The sequence below is a fragment of the Paraburkholderia sp. BCC1885 genome, from assembly GCF_900996235.1.
Lineage (GTDB): Bacteria > Pseudomonadota > Gammaproteobacteria > Burkholderiales > Burkholderiaceae > Paraburkholderia.
The window spans coordinates 68,620-92,651 of the sequence record NZ_CAAJGM010000263.1 but is presented as its reverse complement, the minus strand read 5'-3'; the positions used below and the strand labels follow the sequence as shown (position 1 = coordinate 92,651).

At 62.6% G+C, this 24,032-nt stretch carries 8 protein-coding genes; all 8 read left to right on the top strand.

What is annotated here, in order from left to right; all coding sequences use genetic code 11:
- The first annotated feature begins 175 nt into the window (after positions 1 to 175).
- The 8 genes from FQ755_RS33975 to araD all read left to right on the top strand — a co-directional run bounded on the left by FQ755_RS33975 (position 176) and on the right by araD (position 23,818).
- Positions 176 to 1,015, top strand: coding sequence for a YqcI/YcgG family protein (locus FQ755_RS33975; protein WP_260859014.1), 840 nt, complete (start codon positions 176 to 178; stop codon positions 1,013 to 1,015).
- The gene (locus FQ755_RS33970) at positions 1,008 to 9,632 is read left to right on the top strand and encodes a non-ribosomal peptide synthetase (protein ID WP_144161813.1); all 8,625 of its coding nucleotides are present in this window, start codon (positions 1,008 to 1,010) and stop codon (positions 9,630 to 9,632) included. The genes FQ755_RS33975 and FQ755_RS33970 overlap by 8 nt, the downstream gene beginning before the upstream one ends.
- An 8-nt stretch (positions 9,633 to 9,640) precedes the next feature.
- Entirely contained in the window at positions 9,641 to 17,695 is an 8,055-nt protein-coding gene (locus FQ755_RS33965) for a non-ribosomal peptide synthetase (protein ID WP_144161810.1), read from the top strand.
- Positions 17,696 to 17,765: 70 nt separating this feature from the next.
- Positions 17,766 to 19,418 carry a cyclic peptide export ABC transporter gene (locus FQ755_RS33960; protein ID WP_144161807.1) on the top strand — a complete coding sequence of 551 codons (1,653 nt, stop codon included), beginning with the start codon at positions 17,766 to 17,768 and terminating at the stop codon, positions 19,416 to 19,418.
- Between the two features lie 135 nt (positions 19,419 to 19,553).
- Positions 19,554 to 20,243: a FadR/GntR family transcriptional regulator gene (locus FQ755_RS33955; RefSeq protein WP_144161804.1), complete on the top strand. Its 690-nt coding sequence runs from the start codon at positions 19,554 to 19,556 to the stop codon at positions 20,241 to 20,243.
- Positions 20,244 to 20,454: 211 nt separating this feature from the next.
- Positions 20,455 to 21,393 (top strand): dihydrodipicolinate synthase family protein, encoded by a 939-nt coding sequence (locus FQ755_RS33950; protein ID WP_144161801.1) that lies wholly within the window; start codon positions 20,455 to 20,457, stop codon positions 21,391 to 21,393.
- A 486-nt stretch (positions 21,394 to 21,879) separates the two neighbouring features.
- Complete coding sequence (locus FQ755_RS37715) at positions 21,880 to 22,044, top strand: hypothetical protein (RefSeq protein ID WP_186308740.1); 165 nt, start codon at positions 21,880 to 21,882, stop codon at positions 22,042 to 22,044.
- A gap of 19 nt (positions 22,045 to 22,063) precedes the next feature.
- On the top strand, positions 22,064 to 23,818 hold the full coding sequence (araD, locus tag FQ755_RS33945) for an L-arabinonate dehydratase (RefSeq protein WP_260859006.1): 1,755 nt from the start codon (positions 22,064 to 22,066) through the stop codon (positions 23,816 to 23,818).
- Positions 23,819 to 24,032 lie beyond the last annotated feature (214 nt).

Sequence of the window (24,032 nt, the reverse complement as noted above, 5' to 3'; positions counted from 1 at the left end):
GCCGGAACGCCTGGTACAAGGCAGCCGGTTCCCCCGCAAACCGATATCGCAACCGACACGCGTCTACGAGGGACGCGTGTCGACCCACTCGCTGCTGGACGGCGCAGATGTGTGACGACCAAGGACTTTGAAGATGCGATCAAACGAGGGAATCGAGGATGATGGGGTGCAGCTTGTGGAGCCGCATGCGCCGAATCCGCACCGGCAGGTATCAAACGATGGCTTCGATCCTGGTGACTGGAAGAGCCGGATCATCGCCGGCCGCGCGACCGGCGCGGCGGCGAAGGCGCCCGCATGGCTCGACGCTTCCTACGAAACGCTGCGCACGCAGGTGATGGACCCGGCCTATCCGTGCTTTTTCGGCACAATCGCCGAAAAGCGCGGCGAGATGTTCTATTCATACGTGAACGGCAAGGACATCCGCGATCTGGCCGCTACGATGCAAACGTTCGCCGAGCTGGTTTCGCTGCCGCAATATCGCCGAAACAACATCGCGGTGTTCTTCGAGCCCGATGCGCAACCGCTCGCGCACGAGGCGTACCACGAGTGGTTCTGGAGCATTCTTCAGCATCTGCATGACGTGGACCCTGATCCGCTAGCCGACTCGCAGCCCGATCCTTCGCATGAGGACTGGGAGTTCTCGTTCGCGGGCGTGGAGACCTTCGTGGTCTGCGCGTGCCCGTCGTTTCGTCTGCGGCATAGCCGCAACCTGGGGCCCGGCATGGTGCTGCTGTTCCAGCCACGCAGCGTGTTCGTCGACACGATCACGAATAAGGTGATCGGGCGTGAAGCGCGCAATCAGGTGAGAAAACGCCTTGAAACATGGGATGAAATTGGCGCGCATCCCGATCTTGGCTTTTACGGCGACCCCGGCAACCTGGAGTGGAAGCAATACTTTCTGGACGACGCCAATTTGCAGGCTGACGAGCGTTGCCCGTTTTTGAAGCGACAGCGGGAGAAGCGGGCGGCTCATTCGACCGACGGACAGGTTCAAGCGAGACGGCGAAATGACTGAGAACATGATCGAACGGCTGCGCGCGCTGAGCATTTCGCGGATGAGGGACACCGCTTTGGTGACGGTCGATGCGAATGGCGAGACGCGCTATGACTATGCCGAACTGGATCGGCGGGCTCGGGTAGTTGGGGCGCGTTTACGGCTGGCGCTTGATGAGTTGGACGGACGTGACGTTCGCACTGCATTTGCCGATGCCGACGCTCCACCCCGCGTGTTGTTGCTGATGGACAGCGGAATCGATTATGTCGCGTCGTTCTTCGGTTGCCTTTATGCGGGCGTGATTGCCGTGCCGGCTTATCCGCCGGAATCGTTGCGAGCGCAACATCTGTCGCGTCTTGAGTCGATTGCTGCCGATGCGGGCGCGAGCGTCATCCTGACGACGGCGTCTCTCGTTGACAAACTTCACGACGCGTTCGCAGCGATCGCGCCGCGCGCGGATGTCATCGCGGTGGATGCGGCCGGCTTTAACGACATCGAGGTACCAGCGTTCGAGCCGTATCGCGCGAATTCCGCAGACGTGGCCTTTCTGCAATACACATCGGGCTCGACCTCGGCGCCTAAAGGCGTGATGGTCACGCACGGCAGCCTGTGGGCCAACGAACTCGCGATCCGCGAAGGCCTCGGCGTTCGCGACGACGATGTCTTCGTCAGTTGGTTGCCCCTTTATCACGACATGGGTTTGATCGGCACGCTCTCGCAGCCCGTGTTCAGCGGCATTCCGCTGGTGCTGATGTCGCCGCAGCACTTTCTCGAACGGCCAGTGCGCTGGCTCGAAGCGATCGCGCGCCATCGCGGCACGATCTCGGGCGGTCCTGATTTCGCTTACCGGTTGTGTGCCGATCGCGTCAGCGACGAGCAACGCGCCGCGCTCGATCTGTCGACATGGAGGGTCGCGTTTTCCGGATCCGAGCCGGTTCGCAAAACAACGCTGGATGCGTTTGCCGCGCGTTTCGAGGCCGTGGGATTCGATCCGCAGGCGCTGTTTCCTTGTTATGGATTGGCCGAGGCGACGCTGTACGTCAGCGGTGTCGCTCGGGGCAACGGGGCGCGAGCGTCGTCGTTCGCGGTGGCGCCGTTGGCAGACGGGCGAGCCGAGCCGGGTGACGATGGTACGCCACTCGTCTCCTGCGGCAAGGTTGCGAATGGGCACGCGTTGGCGATTGTCGATCGTACGAGCGGTGCTGCGCTCGATGCGGGGGAGATCGGCGAAATCCTGATCCGCGGTCCAAGCGTTGCGGCCGGTTATTGGCGGCGGCCGGAGGACACGGCCAATGCGTTTGTCGAACGCGGCGGTCTGCGTTGGCTACGCACTGGCGATCTGGGTTTCCTGCGGAATGGCGAACTCTATGTCTCAGGACGCATCAAGGATCTGCTGATCGTGCGTGGCCGCAACCTGTATCCGCAAGATCTCGAACAGGTGATCGAGCGTGAGGTCGAGTTGGTGCGCCGAGGGCGTGTCGCGGCGTTCGCGGTGGAACTCGATGCACAGGAAGGCATCGGCATTGCGGCAGAAGTGTCGCGCAACGTGCAAAAGCTCGTGCCGGCCGAAGCGATTGCCGCGGCGCTGAGCGAAGCGATTGCGCTCGCTTGCGGCGAGCCGGCGAGCGCCGTTGTATTGCTGAATCCGGCCGGCTTGCCGAAGACTTCAAGCGGCAAGGTCCAGCGCGCGGCGTGTGCAAGAGGCTGGGAGCAGCGTTCTCTGGATGCGTATGCGTGCTTTGCAAATGGGCGGCGCGTTGACGAGGCGGCGCTGGATTCAAACGCCGCGATGCCACTGGACACCTCGTCGCTTTCGATGTCTTCCACGGCTTCTGCATCGATGGCACGGGCCACACCGCGCGCGGGAATCGAACAGGAACTTGCGACGCTTTGGTGCAATGCCTTGCGTTTGCAGCAAGAGCCGCTCACGCGCGAAGACAGCTTCTTCGCGCTTGGCGGTAACTCGCTCGCGGCTGTACAGGTGGCGGCCTCAGCGCGAATGCGCTGGGATGTGGACTATGCAATACGCGACGTTTTTGCCGCCCCTGTTCTGAAGGACGCCGCCGCGCTGATCGAGCATAAGCGCGCTCGCGGCATCGTCGCGCACCAACCGGCAATGGTGCGTTTGCCTGACGACCAACGCCGAGTCACGCGCGCATCCGACGCGCAACGCGGGCTCTGGCTGACGTGGCACCAGGACACCGAAAGCGCTGCCTATAACATGAGCGGCGAATTGCATCTGAGCGGTGATCTCGACGTACCGGCATTGCAGCGCGCGTTTGCCGATCTCGTGCGTCGTCACGAGATTCTGCGTGCGCACTTCGCGCTCGGTGACGACGGCGAACCACTGCAGATTATTGAGGAAAACGTAAGAATTCCTCTTCTTCTGACGCGGCTCGATGCCGACTCTTCGGAACAACGCGAGGCCGCGCTCGACGGCTTGATCCAGCAGGTGGCACGTCAGCCGTTCGATCTGGAGCGCGGGCCGCTGCTGCGCGCTCATCTGGTTTGCACCGGGAGTCGCGAGTATCGCTTGCTGCTAGCGTTGCATCACATCATTGCCGATGGCTGGTCGGTGAATGTGCTGCTTACGTCGCTGGCTGAGGCCTATCGCTTGCAAAGAGATTCACCGGATGAAGTGGAATCCGAAACAAATCTATTGTTGCAATATGCCGATTACGTGGCGTGGGATCGTGAATCACTCGACAGTGACGCGATTTCACGTCAGCTCGATTACTGGCGCAACCAACTCGCAGCGGATGGAGATCCTGCTGCTTCCGCCCAGCTATTTACGCCGTCCGCCTGGGATATTGCAGGCGTCTCGCGTCTCGCGGGTCGTCAGCAGAGTCTCGGGTTCGCGCTGCCTGCACAGACCACTGAAAAACTAAAGCGCTTTGGCAGACCACGCCGCGCCACGCTTTTCATGACCATGCTTGCGATTCTGAACGTCGTGTTGCAGCGTTTGAGCGGCAAAGATGATATCCGCGTCGGTGCTCCGCTCTCACTGCGCAAACGTCCCGAAGCGCAGTCGATGGTGGGGTACTTCATCAATCTGCAGGTTTTGCGCACGCGCATGAGCCGGCATCGCACCTTCGATGCGCTGGTCGATGCTGTGCGCGAGACCGTGCTGGCCGCGCAGGACCATCAGGATGTGCCGTTTGACCAGCTTGTCAGTGCGTTGCAGCCGAATCGGGGAAAAAATGGCGCCGCGCTGTTTCAGGTCAAGCTGACCGAACAGCAACCCTTCGTCGAACACGCGTTCGAACCGCTCGATGCGCAGCTTCACGTGTTGCTGAACGAAGCGCCACATTTTGATCTGGCGCTTGACTTCACGGATACAGGGGCGGCGCTCGATTGTTTGCTCGCGTATGACGATGGGATCTTCGATGCGGGGTTTGCTGCGCGGTTCGCAGAGATGTTTGTGAAGCTGGCGGCGCAGCTTGTCGACGCACCTGAGGTGGAGTGGGAACAGCATGGCTGGCAAGTCGCGCCAGCGTCGCATGCATTCGAAGACCTGCAAGCCGTTCAGCCGTCTCTGGTCTCGGAAATATCACGAGAATTGCTCGACGCATCTACGCTATCTGGCAATCGAAGCGACTATGATGCGCACGATGTGCTGGCGTTGTGGGATACCAGCGTCGCCCGTTGCCCCACGCGTGTCGCATTGCGCGATGGCGAGCGCAGCGTGACGTTCAGCGCGCTGGACGCGGCAGCGGATGCGCTGGCGGCGCAACTCGACGTGTTGGGCGTGCGCAACGAAGCGCGCGTCGGCGTGTTGGCCGGACGCTCGATCGAGCAGGTGCTCGGCATGCTGGCCGCCTTCAAGGCAGGGGCGACGTGGGTGCCGTTCGATCCGCAGATACCGGTTGCGCGAATCGCCGCGCAAATCGCAGATAGCAGTGCAGTCGCGCTGTTGCATGTCGATGCATTGCCCGCGGGTCTCGCCGAATTGCGCATCGATACGTTGACGTTGCGGTATGACCCAAATGTATTGCCCGAAAAGTCTTCGCCGCCGAGCATATCTGCACTGCGCACGCGCACGGGTATCCATGCCGACAGCGCCGCCTATACGATTTACACATCGGGCTCGACTGGCGAGCCGAAAGGGGTAGTGATCACGCATCGGGCACTCGCGAATTACGTGCAAGGCATGCTTGCCACGCTGAATGTCGACGACGATGCGTCGTTTGCAATGGCTTCGACACCTGCGGCCGATCTCGGTCACACGGTGCTGTTCGGAGCACTATGCTCGGGACGCACGCTGCATTTGCTGGCGCAAGATCTGGCGTTCAATCCGGATGGATTTGCACGATACGTGTCGGAACACAGAATAGGTGTACTGAAGATCGTGCCGAGTCATCTTTCGGCGTTGCTATCGGCAGCGGATCCTCGTGACGTATTGCCGAGCCAGGCGTTGATCGTCGGCGGCGAGGCGACTTCCGCTGCACTGCTCGAACGTCTGCGCGCGCTCGATGCGCCGTGTCGCATTTTCAACCACTACGGTCCCACGGAAACGACAGTCGGCATCGCAATGCACGTGCTCGCAGACGCTAGCGAACCCGGGCGCGATCTTCCGCTAGGCGCACCGTTGCCCAATGCCCGCATCTACCTGCTGGATGAGTGCATGGAGCCGGTCGCGCCGGGCGCCGAAGGCGAACTGTATCTCGGCGGCCCAGGCGTCGCGCGCGGCTATCACGGTCGCGCGGGACTCACGGCGGCGCGTTTCGTGCCGGATCCGCTGGTAGCGGGCGCCCGTCTTTATCGCTCTGGCGATCGCGGACGGCGCGCGGCTGACGGTTGGCTGGAATACCTTGGGCGGGTAGACGACCAAATCAAGGTGCGTGGCTATCGTGTCGAACCAGGCGAGGTCGAACGTGCCCTCCTCGCTGTAGACGGCGTGCGGGAAGCGGCGGTGCTGGCGTATGACTCTGCGTCGGGTAAGCGATTGGCCGCGTTCGTCGTGTCGAACCGTGCGCTGGACGCGGTATGCATGGACGCGGCGCGCACCTTGCCCGACTATATGACGCCGGCCGAAGCGATTGCGCTCGACGCGTTGCCGCTCAACGCCAACGGCAAAGTCGACCGCGCAGCATTGCGGGTTGAATTGACCGCATATCTTGCGGCAAAGTCCGCGCGCGCTAACAACGTCAATCACGTCGGCGCCAGCGGCAACGATAACGACGACGCACCCCATAGCCCGGCCGAAAGCGCATTGGCCCAAATCTGGGCGAACGTGCTGGGCATCGAAGCAGGCACGATTGAACGCGGGCAAAATTTCTTCGAAGTGGGCGGCGATTCGATTCTTGGTCTCAAGGTTGTGGCGAAGGCGCGCAAAGCGGGTTGGTGGATTACGCCCAAGCAATTGTTCGAGCGCAAGACATTGGCCGAGCTCGCGCGTCAGGCGGAAGCGAAGGCCGCGACGGGCGAGCGGGAAGACCAGCGGCAGACTTCGATCAGGCGCCTGCCCGACGCGGCACGCACACGCACGGAGGCGTCTTATGCGCAGCAGCGTCAATGGTTCATGTGGCAGCTTGCGCCGCAAAGCAGCGCGTATCACGTGGCGGGCGGTCTGTGGCTGACCGGTGCGGTTGATGCGGCAGCGCTGCGTGCGAGCCTGGAGGCGATCGTGGCGCGGCATGAAGTGCTGCGCACGCGCTTCGCTGCGGATGACGAAACGGGCCGGGTCGAGCAATGGATAGATGCACAGGCACGGCTCGACTGGCGCGAGCAGGCATTGCCCGCCGCGCAGATCGATGCGGCGGCGCGTGCGCTGGCGAGCGAGCCGTTCGATCTGGCAAACGGTCCGCTGCTACGAGCCGGGCTTTATCGCAGCCAGAACGGACGCAGTCTGCTGGTGTTGGCGCTGCATCACATTGTCTCGGATGGCTGGTCCGTGCAGGTATTGCTGGAAGAGTTGGTGGCGCATTACCGTGCTCGCGTATTGAACGAGCCGTTGATAAATCCCGCGCTTCCAGTGCAATACGCCGACTATGCAGCGTGGCAGCGCGAATGGCTCGAAGCGGGGGAACGGGAAAAGCAACTGAAGTACTGGCGCGAAGCGCTTGGAGAGACGCAACCGGTACTGGCGCTGCCCACGGATGCACCACGTCAGGCGCATGCGTCATATCGTGCGGGCCGCTACGCCATGACGTTGCCGCGCGAACTCGCGCAGGCCATACGCGAGCGCGCGCAGCGCGATTCGACGACACCGTTCACGGTGCTGCTGGCCGCGTTCCAGACACTACTGTATCGCTACACCGGCGAAGGCGACATCAGGGTGGGCGTGCCGGTGGCGAATCGCAACCGGGTCGAAACGGAACCGCTGATCGGCTTCTTCGTCAACACTCAGGTGCTGCGCAGCCGGATAGATGGATCAACCACGCCGGAAGCCTTGCTGTCTCGGGTGCGCAAAGCGGCCGAAGGCGCGCAGGCTCATCAGGAGCTGCCGTTCGACGTGCTGGTGGACGCATTGCGTCCCGAACGCAGCCTGAGCCATACCCCTTTGTTCCAGGTGATGTTCAATCACCAGCGGCGCGACTGGCGAGTGCTCCAGCAATTGCCGGATCTCTCCATCGAGCCGTACCGGTTGCCAGGCGCAATGGCGCAATTCGAACTGATGCTCGATACGCGCGAGGAGGAAAACGGCAACATGACGCTCGAATTCACCTACGCGCAAGAGCTATTTCACGAATCGACAGTACAGCGCATGGCGCGCCATTATCAGCGCCTGCTTGAAGCGTTTTCGACTGCCACCGGTGCAATGGACGAAGCTGTCGACGCCATTACGCTCACCGACGACGCGGAGCGCGCGACGCTCGCGAGCTGGAGCCGAAATTCGACCCGCTACGTAGGGTATGAACCAGTATTTCGCGCTTTCGAGCGTCGTGCAGCAGCATACCCTGACGACGAGGCGCTGCTGTTCGACAATCAAATATTAAGATATGGACAACTGAACAGTCGCGCCAACCAGCTTGCCCGCTGGTTGCGTGCGCAAGGCGTGGGGGTCGAATCGCGCGTCGGCGTGGCAGCGAACCGCTCGCTGGAGATGGTGATTGCGCTCTACGCCGTCATGAAGGCGGGCGCGGCTTATGTACCGCTGGACCCTTCGTATCCGTCCGAGCGTCTTGCCTACATGACTGGCGACAGTGGCATCGATTTGTTATTGAGCCAACGGGACGTCGCCATGCCCGAGGTAAGCGGTGTGCGTCGCGTGGAATTGGAATCCATCGACGCTACCTCCCATGCCGACACGAATCTCGACGACGTGCTGTTGCACGGCGCCAATCTCGCCTATGTCATCTACACCTCCGGCTCGACCGGCCGTCCCAAGGGCGTGGGCAATCGTCACGATGCATTGTGGAATCGTCTGGTGTGGATGCAGCGGGCATACGAACTGAAGCGCGGCGAGACCGTTCTGCAAAAGACGCCATTCAGCTTCGATGTTTCCGTGTGGGAGTTTTTCTGGCCATTGATGGTAGGCGCGCGCCTCGCGATCGCCGCGCCCGGCGCGCACCGCGACCCTGAGCGTCTTGCTGCCGCAATCTGTGACTACCGGGTGAGCACGTTGCACTTCGTGCCTTCGATGTTGCAGGCGTTCATCGCGAGTGGACACGCATCGCGTTGCGGCGAGGAGTTGGTGAGAGTCATATGCAGCGGCGAGGCGCTATCGGCGGATTTGCAAGCCAGGGTGTCCGAAGCGTTGCCGAAAGTCAGTTTGCACAATCTGTATGGACCCACAGAAGCCGCTATCGATGTCACCGAGTGGACCTGTATAGAGGAAGGCGGCCGTCCCGTGCCGATCGGGCGGCCAATCGCCGCAACCCAGACCTGGGTACTGGATGAGCGGATGGAGCCGGTTCCGCAGGGCGTGCCAGGCGAGCTATATCTCGGTGGCGCCGGTCTTGCGCGCGGTTATCTGGGGCGACCGGCGCTGACGGCCGAATCCTTCGTGCCGTCGCCGTTCGATTCCGCTGCGCGTCTCTATCGCACTGGCGATCTGGTGCGCTGGCGCGCGGATGGCGCGCTCGATTATCTGGGGCGGCTTGACCATCAGGTGAAAATCCGCGGATTCCGGATTGAACTGGGCGAGATCGAAGCAGCCTTGACGGTCGAGGCGGGTGTGCGCGAAGCGGTCGTCATTGCGCACGACGGCAAGTTGATCGGGTACGTGGCGGGCGAATCGGTCGATGCAGCGGTTTTGCGATCGCGGCTCTCAAAGAGCCTGCCCGATTACATGGTGCCGTGGCGAATTGTGCCGCTTGCAGCGATGCCGCTGAACGCGAACGGCAAGGTCGACCGCCAGGCGTTGCCGAAGCCATCGATAGAGACGGCTAGCGAGGCGTCATGGGAGCCGCCACGCGCGGGTATGGAAGCACGGTTGGCGGCCATCTGGGCGGCGTTGCTGGGAGCCGGGCGCATTAGCCGTCACGATGACTTCTTCGCGCTGGGAGGTCATTCGCTGCTGGCAGTACGTCTGAATGCGCGCATTGCGCTCGAACTAAAGGCCAATCTGCCGCTCGCCACGTTGTTCGAAGCGGCGACGTTGCATGAACAGGCCGCGGCAATCGAGCGCGTGAGCAAAGGCGAGGGCAACGACGACGCACTGCGCGGCCTGGATCTTTTTATCGATACCCTTTGAGCCGATTCATGGAAAAAGACACCGCGCGACGTATCGCCGAGCGTTTCATCAGACTGACGCCGGACAAGCGCCGCCTGTTTTGGCAGAAGATGAACGAGCAGGGCGTGACGCCAGCGCAATTGCCGATTCTCGCGCGTGATCGAGGCGAGCAACAGAGGCTGCCGGTTTCATACGCGCAGCAGCGTCAATGGTTCATGTGGCAGCTTGCGCCTGAGAGCCGCGCGTATCACGTGGCGGGTGGCCTGTGGCTGATAGGTGAGGTTGATACCAACGCATTGCGCGCGAGCCTGGAAGCGATCGTAGCGCGACATGAAGTGTTGCGCACGCGCTTCGTCGCGGATGAAGCCGGCCGTGTCGAGCAACGGATAGACGCACAGGTGTGCCTCGACTGGCGCGAGCAGACGTTGCCCGCCACGCAGATCGATGCGGCGGCGCGCGTGCTGGCGAGCGAGCCGTTCGATCTGACAAACGGTCCATTGCTGCGAGCGGGGTTTTATCGCAGCGAGAACGGACGCAGTCTGCTGGCGCTGGCGCTGCATCACATCGTCTCGGATGGCTGGTCGGTGCAGGTGCTGCTGAAAGAACTGGTGGCGCACTACCGCTCACGCGTTTTGAACGAGCAATTGATGACTCCGGCGCTACCGGTGCAATACGCGGACTACGCAGCATGGCAACGCGAATGGCTCGAAGCGGGCGAACAGGAAAAGCAACTGGCGTACTGGCGCGAAGCTCTCGGAGAGACTCACCCGGTGCTCGCGCTGCCAACGGATGCGCCGCGTCAGGCACACGGCTCGTATCGCGCGGGCCGTCACGCTACGGCGTTACCGGCCGAACTGGCGCGGGCCATACGCGAGCGGGCGCAGCGCAGTTCGACAACCCCGGCCACGATACTGCTGGCTGCCTTCCAGGCGCTGCTGTATCGCTACACCGGTGAAGGCGACATCAGGGTTGGCGTGCCGGTGGCGAACCGCAACCGTGTCGAGACGGAACCGCTGATCGGCTTCTTCGTCAACACCCAGGTATTGCGCGCGCAAGTGACCGCCCGCGATACTTTGAGCGAACTGCTCGAACGAACCCGTCAGGCGATGCTCGAAGCGCAAGCCCATCAGGATCTGCCCTTCGACGTTCTGGTCGATGCGTTGCATACGCAGCGCAGTCTGAGTCACAACCCCATGTTCCAGGTGATGTTCAATCATCTGCTCAGTGACTATCGGATGCTCGATACGCTGCCGGGGTTGGCCGTCGAGCGGTACGAGTTTAGCGATGGCGAGGCGCTGTTCGAGCTGACGCTTAACATTGTCGAGAGTGGCGACGGAGGTTTATCTGCACAACTGATTTACGCTCGTGAACTGTTTCACGAAGCGACGATCGAGCGCTTCTGTCGTCACTATGTTCGTTTGCTACGTGCTCTGCTTGAGAATCCCGCGCGGGCCGTAGGTGAAGTCGAGTTGCTCGACGAGATGGAGTGGGAGCAGTTGCATTCCTGGGCAAACGGCACGCATGGACCAGCCGGGTCGTCGCTCGTACACCGGCAGTTCGAAGCGCAGGCAGCGACCCATCCAGACGAACTGGCCGTGATATTCGCAGACGAACGACTAAGCTATCGCCAGCTCAATGAGCGAGCCAATCGTCTCGCCGCGCGACTGGTTCGTGAAGGCGTGGGCCCGGAGGTTCTGGTCGGCTTCGCCATGGCGCGCTCGGTAGAGATGCTGGTCGTGCAGTTGGCCATTCTCAAAGCGGGCGGCGCTTATGTGCCGCTCGATCCGGCGTATCCACCCGAGCGGCTCGCCTACATGATCGAGGATAGCGGCATCCAGCTGCTGCTGGTGCAAGCCAGCACAGCGTCGCGTCTGCCTCCGTCCACGGTTCGCAGAATGGACCTCGACGTACTTGATGTCGCGAACGAACCCGCAGATGAATCCACAGATAAGCTGCTGCGCGAGCCGCACGCGGATAATCTCGCCTACGTCGTCTACACATCGGGATCGACTGGGCGGCCGAAGGGCGTGGCAGTCGCACACGGGGCGCTGGCGATGCATTGCCGCGCGGTTGCGCAGCGGTACGAGGTGAGCGCCGCGGACCGCTACCTGAATTTTGCTTCCGTGAGCTTCGATGCGGCCGCCGAACAATGCTTCGTACCGCTGATGAAAGGAGCGGCAATCGTATTACGTGACGATGAAGTATGGTCCGCACATCGTCTTGCCGGCGAGATTCGCTCGAAGGGCATCACCGTCGTGAACCTGCCACCGGCCTATCTCGACGCCTTCGCTCAGGCCGCGCAGGCGGATGCAGTTGGCGTGCGGGTTTGCATCGCGGGTGGCGAGGCGTGGTCGAAGGCGGGTTTCGACGCGGTGCGCCGCCACCTCAAGCCACAACGAGTGTTTAACGCCTATGGACCGTCGGAGACGGTGATCACCCCGACGCTTTGGCAACCCGACGTAAGGCACGATGCTCCTGACGGTTTCGACGGCAGCTACGCTCCGATTGGACGACCGGTCGGTGAACGCAGCGCCTGGGTGCTCGACGCGCGGATGAATCTGGTACCGTCAGGGCTGCCTGGCGAGTTGTACCTCGGCAGCCTCGGTATGGCACGCGGCTATCTGCATCGCCCAGCGCTGACTGCTGAACGCTTCGTGCCCGATCCGTTCGCGGACAAGCCCGGTGCGCGACTGTATCGCACGGGCGATCTGGTGCGTTGGCGTCACGATGGACAACTGGAATACCTCGGCCGTATCGATCATCAGGTGAAAGTGCGCGGCTTTCGCATCGAACTGGGGGAGGTGGAGGCGCAACTGCGTGCCCAACCAGGCGTGCGCGACGCCGTGGTCGATGCGCAGGAAGGTCCGGGTGGCATGCGGCTGGTTGGCTATGTGAGTCTGCTGCCAGGTTGCGCGCCCGATACCGCCGCGCTGCGCGCTGGCCTGGCCGCAAAGTTGCCCGATTACATGGTGCCGGCTGCATTGATCGTGCTCGACGCATTGCCGCTCAATCCAAACGGCAAGGTGGACCGGCGCGCGTTGCCCGCCGCTGCTGTGGCGTTGGAACCGGAGAGCGGTGAGGCTGCGCAAGGAGCAGTCGAAGAGCAGCTTGCGGCCATCTGGGCGCAGTCGCTACGGCGTGAGCGGATCGGACGTCACGAGAATTTCTTCGAACTGGGCGGCGATTCGATCATGGGCCTGCAAATCGTCGCGCGGGCGCGTCAGGCTGGATTGGCGCTGACGGCCCGGCAGATTTTTGAGCAACAGACCATCGCACAGCTTGCCGCATGTGCAGTCGCAATTGACAAGGCGCAGGCAGATGAAGCCGGCGCGGCCAATACCATCGAGCCGGACGCGCCGGTGCCGCTGCTGCCGATCCAGGCGTGGTTCTTTGCCGAGCCACTAGAAGAGCGTCAACATTGGAACCAGGCGGTGCTGTTGCGCGTCGATCAGGCTATCGATACCGCTTGCATGGAAAAAGCGTTGAACGAGGTGGTTGCGCATCATGACTCGCTGCGTTTGCGTTTCGAGCCCTGCGAACCGGCACAGTCCGACGGCATCGGCTGGCGTCAGTCTTACGCGCGCAGCGAGCGTGCCGGCGCCACGCGCCTGAAAATTGCAACGGACGTGAGCGTCGCCGCTATCGAAGCGCTGTGCGACGCGACGCAGCGCACGCTCGATTTGACGCAAGGCCCGCTGTTGCGAGCATTGGTCATGCAGATCGACGACGGTAGTGCGCGTCTCTTCATTGCGGTGCATCATCTTGCCATCGACACCGTGTCGTGGCGTATCCTGCTCGACGATCTGCGGCGGGCCTACGTGCAATTGCAGGCTGGCGAGCCCGTGTCGTTGCCCGAGCGGACAACGTCGTACCAGACATTCGGACGCCAATTGCAGCAGGCCGCGCGTCGGCCGGAAGTCGAACGGCATGGCGAATGGTGGCTGGCACTTGCGGACGTGCCAGCCGCGTTGCCGCCTCGTGTTACGCATCGCGAACGTAGCGGGTTTAGGAACGAAGAGGGCGGTGAGGACCATTCCGGCAGTCACGAGGTGCGATCCACACCCGTTAGCGCGACCGTGCGTTTCGATGCGGTTACAACCAGCCGTTTGCTGCGGGACGCGCAGTCGGCCTATCGATCGCAGCTCGCCGATCTGCTGTTGCTTGCGAGCGGCCGCGCGCTATGCCGTTTTGCCGGGTGCGACGTGCTGCGCATCGATCTGGAAGGACACGGCCGAGAGACTCACTTCGGCGCTGCGGACCTTAGCCGGACCACAGGATGGTTCACGGCGGTCTATCCGTTCCGGCTCGCGCCCACAGGTGCAATCGGTACGGCGTTGAAGCGCGTAAAGGAAGCGCGCCGTGCCGTGCCGCACGGCGGCATGAGCTTCGGCATGCTGAAGTATCTGGGAAGCGACGTGCAACGTGCCGCGCTGTCGCGGGTCGGCCACGCGGAGGTGCTGTTCAACTATCTGGGCCAATTCGATACCGTCGTTGCCGATAACAGCAACCACTCCGGCGGCTGGCAACCGGCGAACGAACGCTCGGGTCGCGCTCATAGCGAACGCAACCGCAGCACGCATGCGCTTGAAATCACAGGCCAGATACGAGGTGACGAACTGTCGTTGACATGGCTGCATGCCAATGGTGACCGCTACGATGCCGCAACGATCGAAGCACTCGCGCAGGACTTTCGCCGCGAACTGCTAACCATCCTCGAACATTGCGAAAGCGGCGCATCCGGCGTGACGCCCTCGGACCTGCCGCTTGCCGCGCTGGATCAGGCACGTCTTGACGACTTGCCGATGCCCGCCAGCGAAATTGCCGATATCTATCCGCTCGCGCCGATGCAGACGGGCATCGTGTTCCACAGCTTGCTCGGGCAGCAGCCGGGCGCATATGTAAACCAGTTGCGCGTCGACATCGACCGACTCGATTGCACGCGCTTCCAGGCTGCATGGGAAGCGGCCGCCATGCGTCACGACATCCTGCGTACAGGCTTTCTGCAATTCGACGACGCCCCACGCCAATGGGTCGCGCGAAGCGTATCAGCGCCGTTTACCGTCGAAGACTGGCGCGACGCAAGCGATCAGAGTCTCGCGGCGCGACTCGATACGTTCGCCGCGGCTCAGATCGAGCGCGGTTTCGATCTTTCGCGTCCGCCCTTATGGCGTATTACGCTGATTCGCACTTCCGCGACCCGCCATCACCTGGTCTGGACTTTTCATCACGCGCTGCTGGACGGATGGAGCGCGGCGCAGTTGCTCGCCGAGGTGCTCGGTGCATACGAAGGCCGCCAGCTCGCGGAGCCGCCGGTGCGTTACCGGCAATTCATCGCCTGGCTGCAAACGCGCGGGCATGCTGCGAGCGAAGCATGGTGGCGCGCACAGATCGACGGTCTGGAAGGACCAACATTGCTGGCGAGCGCGTTGAGCAAGCCTGCCGCGACCAAGGCAGAAAGCCAGAGGCCCGTAACTTCGCACGCTTCGCTAGGTCGCATCTGGAATGCAGAACAAACAGCATTCCTAAGCAACGTTGCGAAGGCGCAGCGCGTGACGCTTAACACGCTGGTACAGGCGGCCTGGCTCATGCTGTTGCAGCGCTACACTGGGCAGCGCACGGTGACATTCGGCGCCACTGTCGCGGGCCGTCCGGCAGCCATTGAGGGGATCGAACGAACACTCGGGCTATTCATCAACACGATTCCCGTCGTTGCGGTGCCGCAGCCGTCGTCGAGCGTCGCTGAGTGGCTCGAACAGATCCAGCAACTGGGCCTCGAGGCGCGAGAGCATGAGCACGTCGCGCTCTACGACATCCAGCGCTGGGCCAAACTCGAAGGTGGCCAGCCGCTGTTCGACAGCATTGTCGTGTTCGAGAACTATCCGGTCGACGAAATTCTTGCTGGCTCGACGCCACGCGAACTGCAATTCTCGGGACTGCGCAACGAAGACCGCACGAGTTATCCGCTGACGCTGTCCGTCACTCATGGACAGCATGCGCACCGCACAGATGCGTCGCATGGCGAGGACGTGCTGCGAATCGAATTCGCCTATGCTTGCGACGCTTTCGATGCAGCGCAGATAGAACAGATTGCTGCGCATCTAGCCGCCCTGATAGATGCGTTTGTTGCGAATCCGGCTGCGCCTCTCGGTTCGCTGACAATGCTGTCGCACACCGAGCGGACGCAAGTCCTGCAATGGGGTACAGGACCCGCAGTCGAGCCAGCGGCGCTGGTTCACGAACGCATCGCGTACCAGGCAAAAATTCGCGGCTCGGCTGAGGCGCTCGTTCTCGACGGCGAATCGCTGGATTACGCCACATTGGAGCGTCGCGCAAACCACCTCGCGCATCGTCTGCGCGAAGCGGGTGTGGGGCGGGAATCACGAGTGGGCATTGCGGTTGATCGTTCGTTCGAAATGATCATCGCGGTACTGGCCGTGCTGAAAGCGGGCGGAGCATACGTGCCGTTGGATCTGGCCTATCCCGCCGAGCGGCTCGCGTTCATGATCGAGGACAGTGGGATCGAACTGGCGTTGACCGCTGGTGTATCCGTGCAAGCATTGGCGCGCCTGGGCATAAAAAGCGTGGATATCAGGCAGGCGCTATTGCGACCCAGCCCAGCGCCGAAAGAAGACGAGGCCCCTTCAATCAACGTGTCACGCGACAATCTTGCCTACATCATCTACACGTCTGGCTCGACAGGGCGCCCCAAAGGCGTGGCGATTACACATGAAGCGTTGGCGCAACATACCCAGGTGTCGATCGGTATGTTCGGCCTTAGCGCCGAAGACCGTGTGCTGCAATTTTCCACCTTCAATTTCGACGGTTTCGTCGAACAGGTCTTTGCGACTTTGAGTGTGGGCGCGGCGCTCATTCTGCGTGGTCCGCAATTGTGGAGTAGCGCGCGCTTTCTCGATGAGGTCGAGCAGCAGCGCATCACCGTAGCCGATCTGACCACGGCCTACTGGAACGCACTGGCACAGGACCTCGCCACTCACCCGCGCGCGCGCATCGCGTGTCGAAGCCTGCGGCGAGTCCATGCAGGCGGCGAAGCGATGCCGGCGGACGGCATCCTCGCATGGCGCGCAGCGGGCCTCGATGACATGGCTCTCGCCAATACCTATGGACCAAGCGAGGCAACGGTCACGGCAAGCGCCTTCGATTGTTCGCCGTATCTGCGTGCAGAAGAAGTGCCGCCGCGAATTTCGATCGGCGGCCCGCTCGCCGGCCGCTCGTTACAGGTGCTCGATGCGTGGCTCAATCCGGTGCCAGTCGGCGTGGCGGGGGAGTTGTGCATCGGCGGGGCGCTGCTGGCCCGTGGTTATCATGGCCGCGCGGCTCTGACGGCTGAGCGCTTCATTGCCGATCCGCATGCTGCATCGCCCGGCGACCGGTTGTATCGAACCGGTGACCTTGTGCGCTGGAATGCCAATGGAACGCTCGATTACCTGGGGCGTCTCGATCATCAGGTGAAGGTGCGCGGTTTTCGCATCGAACTGGGCGAGATCGAGGCGCAGTTGCTGAGATTGCCGCAGGTACGCGAAGCGGTCGCGGTGGTGCGCGAAAGCGCGAGCGGTGCCCGCGTGCTGGCCTACGTCACCGTGTCACCCGGCGTACACCCGGAAGACGGCCATGCCTTGCGCGCAAGTCTTGCCGCCACGCTGCCGGACTATATGATGCCGGCAATGGTGCTCGTGCTCGACACGTTACCGCTGAATCCGAATGGCAAGATCGACCGCCATGCTTTACCGTTACCCAATGCGCATGACGTCCGCGAAGTTGGCGGAGTGGATGACGCGCCGCAAGGCGAACTGGAAACAGCCCTTGCGGCGATCTGGGCAACCGTACTGGAGGTGCAGCTGGTGCGGCGCGGCGACCGCTTCTTCGAACTCGGTGGCCACTCGCTGGCGGCGATGCAGGTACAGGCATTGATCCGGCGCACGCTCGGCATCGATGCACAGCTCGCGGATCTGATGAACAACCAGCCGTTGCATCGCCTCGCGCAAACACTCGCGTCGGCCGGAAGGCTGGGGCAGGACGATGAGGCGATCGCCGCTGAAATGCAGGACATTCTCGCGGAATTATGATTATGGCTCGACAATCGATACGCAACGTGCACACGCCGGACGTTTTCAATTACTTCAAACAAAGGTTTTCATGTCCCTGCTAATGACCCTGGTCCGGCAATCCCGCTGGATTCTGCTGCTTGCACTGATCACGAGTGTGGTCGGCGGTCTGAGCAATGCCGCACTCGTCGCGATCATCAATCAGGCGCTCGGCGTGTCGGCCGACAAGCTGACCGAACTCGGCTGGCGATTTTTGCTGCTGGCACTCGCCGTGCTCGTCACGCGCACTCTCTCGCAGACCTTCTTCGTGCGGCTGGGGCAAAGCACGAAAGCGGCGCTGCGTATGCGCACCATCCGCAGCGTTACTGAGGCATCCTATCAAAATCTGGAGCGCCACGGCGGCGCCAAAGCGATGACCGTGTTGACGCAGGACCTCGATACGATCGTGGTGTTCTTTCTGAGCGTGCCGACGCTCGCCATGAACGGCTCGATCGTGGTGGGCTGTCTCGCGTATCTCGGCTATCTCTCGTGGCAGATTCTGCTGGTTGCCCTGGTGACGATCCTCGTCGGCTCGCTCGGATTTCATCTTGCCAATACGCGCGCCATGTTTCATCTGCGCAGCTCGCGTAAGCGTGAAGACGATCTGGTCGGCGATTTCCGCTCGCTGTTCGACGGCGCCAAGGAACTGAAACTGCATCGCCGCCGCCGCCAGGCATTCGTCGACGACTCGCTCGCAGCCAGTGTCGAAGCGGTGCGCGTTCAGCGTACACGCGGCTATGTGCTCTACACGGCGGCGGCCAGCTGGGGCAGCATGATCTTTCTGGCGTTCATCGGCTGCGTGCTGTTCCTGCTCACTCGCGTTTATCCGGTGCAGGGGCACGTATTGTCCGGCTATGCGGTGATCTTCCTCTACATGATCATGCCGATCGAAAGCCTGCTGTCATCGATTCCCTCGCTCAGTTCGGCGAAGGTCGCGCTGGAGCGTATCGATCAGGTCAGCCGCGACCTGCCGCGCGAAAACGTCTTGCCGGCCGAATCGGCGCACGCGTTTGAGAGCATTGTGCTAAAGCATGTCGCGCACCGCTATTTCCGTGAGAAGGAAAACGAGGTGTTTACGCTTGGCCCGATTAGTCTCGCGTTCAAACCCGGCGAACTGGTGTATTTGATCGGGGGCAACGGCAGCGGCAAGACGACGCTCGCCAAAATGCTGGTGGGTCTCTATGCGCCGGAAGGCGGTGAGATTCTGCTTGATGGCCAGCCGATCGGCGAAGCCGAGCGGGACATCTACCGCCAGCATTTTTCGGTGGTCTTCAATGACTTCTTTCTGTTCGAGCAACTGCATGGCTTGCATGTCGAGGGTCTCGACGCGCAGGCGCAGCAACTGCTCGAACTGCTGCATCTCGAACACAAGGTCACGATTCGCGACGGCCGTCTGTCGACGATCGATCTGTCGCAGGGGCAGCGCAAGCGTCTCGCGCTACTGGTCGCGTATCTCGAGGACCGCCCGTTCTACGTGTTCGACGAATGGGCCGCCGACCAGGACCCGACTTTCAAGGAGGTGTTCTACCGGCGTCTGCTGCCCGATCTGAAGGCGAAGGGCAAAACGGTGCTGGTGATCACCCACGACGACCGCTACTTCGCTCTCGCGGACCGCTATATCAAACTCGACTACGGCCGGGTGGTGGAGGAAGGTGCGGGCGCCGATCTGGCGCATCAACCGGCGGGCACGGCGGCGGTGCGCTGAAGCTACGCTGATGCAGCTTGGACGAAACCAGGCTCACGTCCGGCTGCGCCACAAGTTGTTTACCACTATCCGCTTTTGGCAAAAGTGGTCGTACAATTGTTGCTCAACGTGACAACTCGCGACACAGCTTCGGCCATGATCGAACATAAAGCTCCCGGCATGCCGGGACGGGTCTATAGCGACATCCTGAACCGCATCATCGATGGCGAATATCAGGCAGGCGACCGGTTGCCGAGCGAGCATATGCTGGCCGAGCGCTTCGAAACCTCGCGGCCGACCGTGCGCGAAGCGCTGGCCCGTCTGCGCGCGGACGGCATCATCGCGACCCGGCAAGGTTCCGGCACGACCGTGCGGCGCCGGCCCGACCCAGACCTGCGCCGTTTCGCGCCGCTGGAAACCTTGTCGGACGTGCGCCGTTGCTACGAGTTTCGGGTGATGACCGAGGTGGGCGGCGCGTCGCTCGCCGCGCAAAAGGCCGACGAGGCCGACCTCGACGCGATCCAGCAGGCATGGGACAACCTTCAGCAGGTCATTTGCAGCGAAGGCATTGGCGCGCGCGACGACTTCGCCTTCCATCTGGCCGTGGCGCGCGCCTCGAAGAACCAGTTCTTCATTACCGCGCTGTCCTTTATTCACGAGCAGGTCGAATCCAGCATGAGCCTGTCGCGCAAGCTCTCGCAGGCGAAATCGGTCGAGCGGCAGCGGCTTGTGCAGGCGGAACATCTGGCCGTGCTGGAAGCCATCCGGCGGCGCGATTCGCGCGGCGCGGAGCGGGCCATGCGCGAGCATCTGGCCAACGCCATGGAGCGGATGGTCGGCGCTTAGGCTTGCGGCAATCAGTCCGCAGTGCCTGAACGCCGGCAGGCCGCGGCATGCAATCGCGCGCCCTCCCTTGAGCCTGGTCAGCGGCGTTAGCATGCCGCGCAGCCAGGCCGCAGCCAGGAGTTTCCCGATTTGTTATGTTGTTTGACAACACAATCGCGGCGGTGCTACCGTTCGGTCCGTCAGAAATCCATTCCCATAAGAAAGAGACCCCATGAACGTGTCCCCAATCGTCGAGAGCGAATTCGCCTCGACCGTGATGGCTGTGCCGCCGTTGGCGCGCCGTGCCGACCTGTCGCTCGACGCCGACGAAAACCAGAAGCTGATCCAGCACATCGAGGCGGGCGGCGTGCGCACGCTCCTGTACGGTGGCAACGCGAACTTCTATCACGTCGCGGTGAGCGAATACCGCGAGTTGCTGGACGTGCTCGCGCAGAGCGCCGGCCCGGGCACGCGGGTGATTCCGGCCATCGGCCCGGACTACGGCAAGATGCTCGATCAGGCGCGCATCCTCGCGCAAACCTCGTATCGCACGGCCATGGTGCTGCCGCTCGCCGGCTTCACGACGTCCGCAGGTGTCGAGGCGGGGCTCACGCGCATCGTGGACGCCGCTGGCATCCCGCTCACGCTGTATATCAAGAGCGAGAACTATGTGGATGTCGACACGCTGGCTCGTCTGGTGGATCGCGGCACGCTGATCGCGGTCAAGTACGCCATCGTGCGCGACGATCCCACGAACGATCCTTACCTGCGGCGTCTGCTGGAAAGCGTCAACCCGGCGCGCGTCGTCTCGGGCATGGGCGAGCGCCCGGCGCTCGTGCACGTGCGCGATTTCGGCCTCGCGGCCTGGACCACCGGCTCGGGTTGCATCGCCTCGTACTCGGTGACGGCTTTGCTGAAGGCCGCCAAGGCCGGTCGCATGGACGAAGCGCAGCGCATCTACGACGCCTTCATGCCGCTCGAAACGCTGCGCGACGACATTTCGCTGATCCGCGTGCTGCACGACGCCGTCACGTTTTCGGGAATCGCCGATATGGGCTCGATTCTGCCGCTGCTCAGCGCAACGCCAAAGGAACACCACGCCGCGGTCGATGCCGCGACGCAGGCCTTGCTCGCTTTCGACCGCGATCTGGCCGCGAACGCCCGCACATAAAGGATTAGACCGCTTACGCTGCCGGCGATGCGCCGGCGGTCGAGGGGCCCTGCGGGTTTGCAGTGGCCATATTTGTCTTACCAGTAGCGGCTTAAATCACGAATGCCGGGATGACGGCAACGCCGCCACATGCGGGTTTTCCTGATTCGATCAGAAAAAATCAAATAAAACAAAGTCTTGTTGCATGTTTACGCAAAAATATCTTGCGACGCGATTCGCGTAGTTGCTTGACATCATTGCCGGTGGTTAGGTATGTTTCGCTCACCGGACCGCATCATGCGGTAATTCGTCAGGCATCTTGCGGACGGATTGTCCAAAAAACAAAGATGGGTAGGAGACGAGATGTTCGATTTGAATGGGTTGTCAGTCAAATCTACGGATGCGTGGCTTGCACCCGGCATCGGCCCTTTCAGCGGCGCCCTGCGGGCTCCGTCCTGCCTCTCGGCCATTCCGCACCCTGAAGAAACAGCCACGCCGCAACGGCCCATGACGACGAGAAGCGTCATGCCGGTCGCAGGTCGCCCCGATCCCGCCTCGATGTACGCCGACGCTTTCGGCACGATTGCCGTCCGCGTCGAATCGACCGCGCCGCGAGCCATGCGGATCTTGCCGCTGGCCGTCCCGCATCCCGGCGCGCGTTTCACCGACTGAGTTTTTGGAGCACGACGAAGTGAGCACCAAGAAAAAGACCCCCGAAGAATTGCGCAGCCACCGCTGGTACGGGGTGAACGACCTGCGTTCGTTCGGCCACCGTTCGCGCACGTCGCAGATGGGCTACAGCCGCGAGGAATATGCCGGCAAGCCGGTGATCGCGATCCTGAACACGTGGAGCGAGATGAATCCGTGCCACACGCACTTCAAGCAGCGCGTGGAGGAAGTGAAGCGCGGCATCTGGCAGGCGGGCGGTTTCCCGATCGAACTGCCGGTGCAGACGCTCTCGGAGCCGTTCCAGAAGCCCACCACGATGCTGTACCGCAACTTCCTCGCGATGGAAGCGGAAGAGACGCTGCGCTCGTATCCGGCAGACGGCGTGGTGCTGATGGGCGGCTGCGACAAGACCACCCCGGCGCTGCTGATGGGCGCCATCTCGATGGACCTGCCGACCATCTTCCTGCCGGCCGGCCCGATGCTCAACGGCAACTGGAACGGCGTGACGCTCGGTTCCGGCTCGGACACGTGGAAATACTGGGCGGACCTGCGCGCGGGCAAGATCACCGAGCAGGACTGGCAGGGCGTGGAAGGCGGCATCGCGCGCTCGCCGGGCCACTGCATGACGATGGGCACGGCGTCCACCATGACGAGCGCGGCCGAGGCGCTGGGCTTCACGCTGCCGGGCTTTGCGTCGATTCCGGCGCCGGATTCGCGCCACGCGCAGATGTCGGCGAAAACCGGCATGCGCATCGTGGAGATGGTGTGGGAAGACCTGAAGCCGTCGGACATCATCACGGCGGGTTCCATTGATAACGCGGTGACCACCTGCCTGGCCCTGTCGGGTTCGACCAACGCGATCGTGCACATGATCGCGCTGGCGCGGCGTGCCGGTATCGACCTGACGCTGAACCGCTACGACGACATCTCGCGTCACACGCCGGTGCTGGCGAACATCCGCCCGACCGGTTCGTACCTGATGGAGGACTTTTACTACGCCGGCGGCCTGCAGGCGATGCTGGCGGAACTGGGTGACCTGATCGACGGTTCGCAGAAGACGGTGAACGGCCGCACGCTGGGCGAGAACCTCGAAGGCGCGAAGATCTTCAACGACGACGTGATCCGCCGCCGCGCCACGCCGCTGCTGCCGAACAACGGCCTCGCGGTCCTGCGCGGCAACATCGCGCCGGACGGTGCGGTCATCAAGCCGGGCGCGGCGGACCCGAAGCTGCATGTGCATACCGGCCGCGCAGTGGTGTTCAAGGACTACAACGACATGGCCGCGCGCATCGACGACGACGCGCTGGAGATCGACGAGACCTGCGTGATCGTGCTGCAGCATGCGGGCCCGGTGGGCGCGCCGGGGATGCCGGAGTGGGGCCAGTTGCCGATCCCGAAGAAGCTGCTGCAAAAGGGCGTGCGCGACATGCTGCGGATCTCGGACGCGCGCATGAGCGGCACGAGCTACGGCGCGTGCGTGCTGCACGTGGCGCCGGAGTCCTTCATTGGCGGACCGTTCGCGCTGGTGCAGGACGGCGACCTGATCGAACTGGACGTGCCGCAGCGCAAGCTGAACGTGCTGGTATCGGACGAGGAACTGGCGCGGCGCAAGGCGGCGTGGGTGGAACCGGTGCCGCGCTTCACGCGCGGCTATGGCGCGATGCATCAGGTGCACGTGATGCAGGCCAACAAGGGTTGTGACTTCGACTTCCTGCAGCGCGATGGGGCGGGCGGAGCGGCGAGCACCGGTAGCGTCGGCGAGCCGGAAATTCACTGATCGAGCCGTGTGGCTTTTCGGAGCCGGGTGCTTCGGACAGCTACATAGCTGAAAAAGGCAAAGGCAACGGTAACAGCCGTAACGATTTGAGTAGTCAGGCCGCGCGCAGGAGACCAGGCGGCGATGCATACGATAAGGACTGCGTATCGAACCGGAGAGCGGGCCGGCAGATATGCGACGACGAGAGCGATTACTGGATGCCCGATGGCGGCCA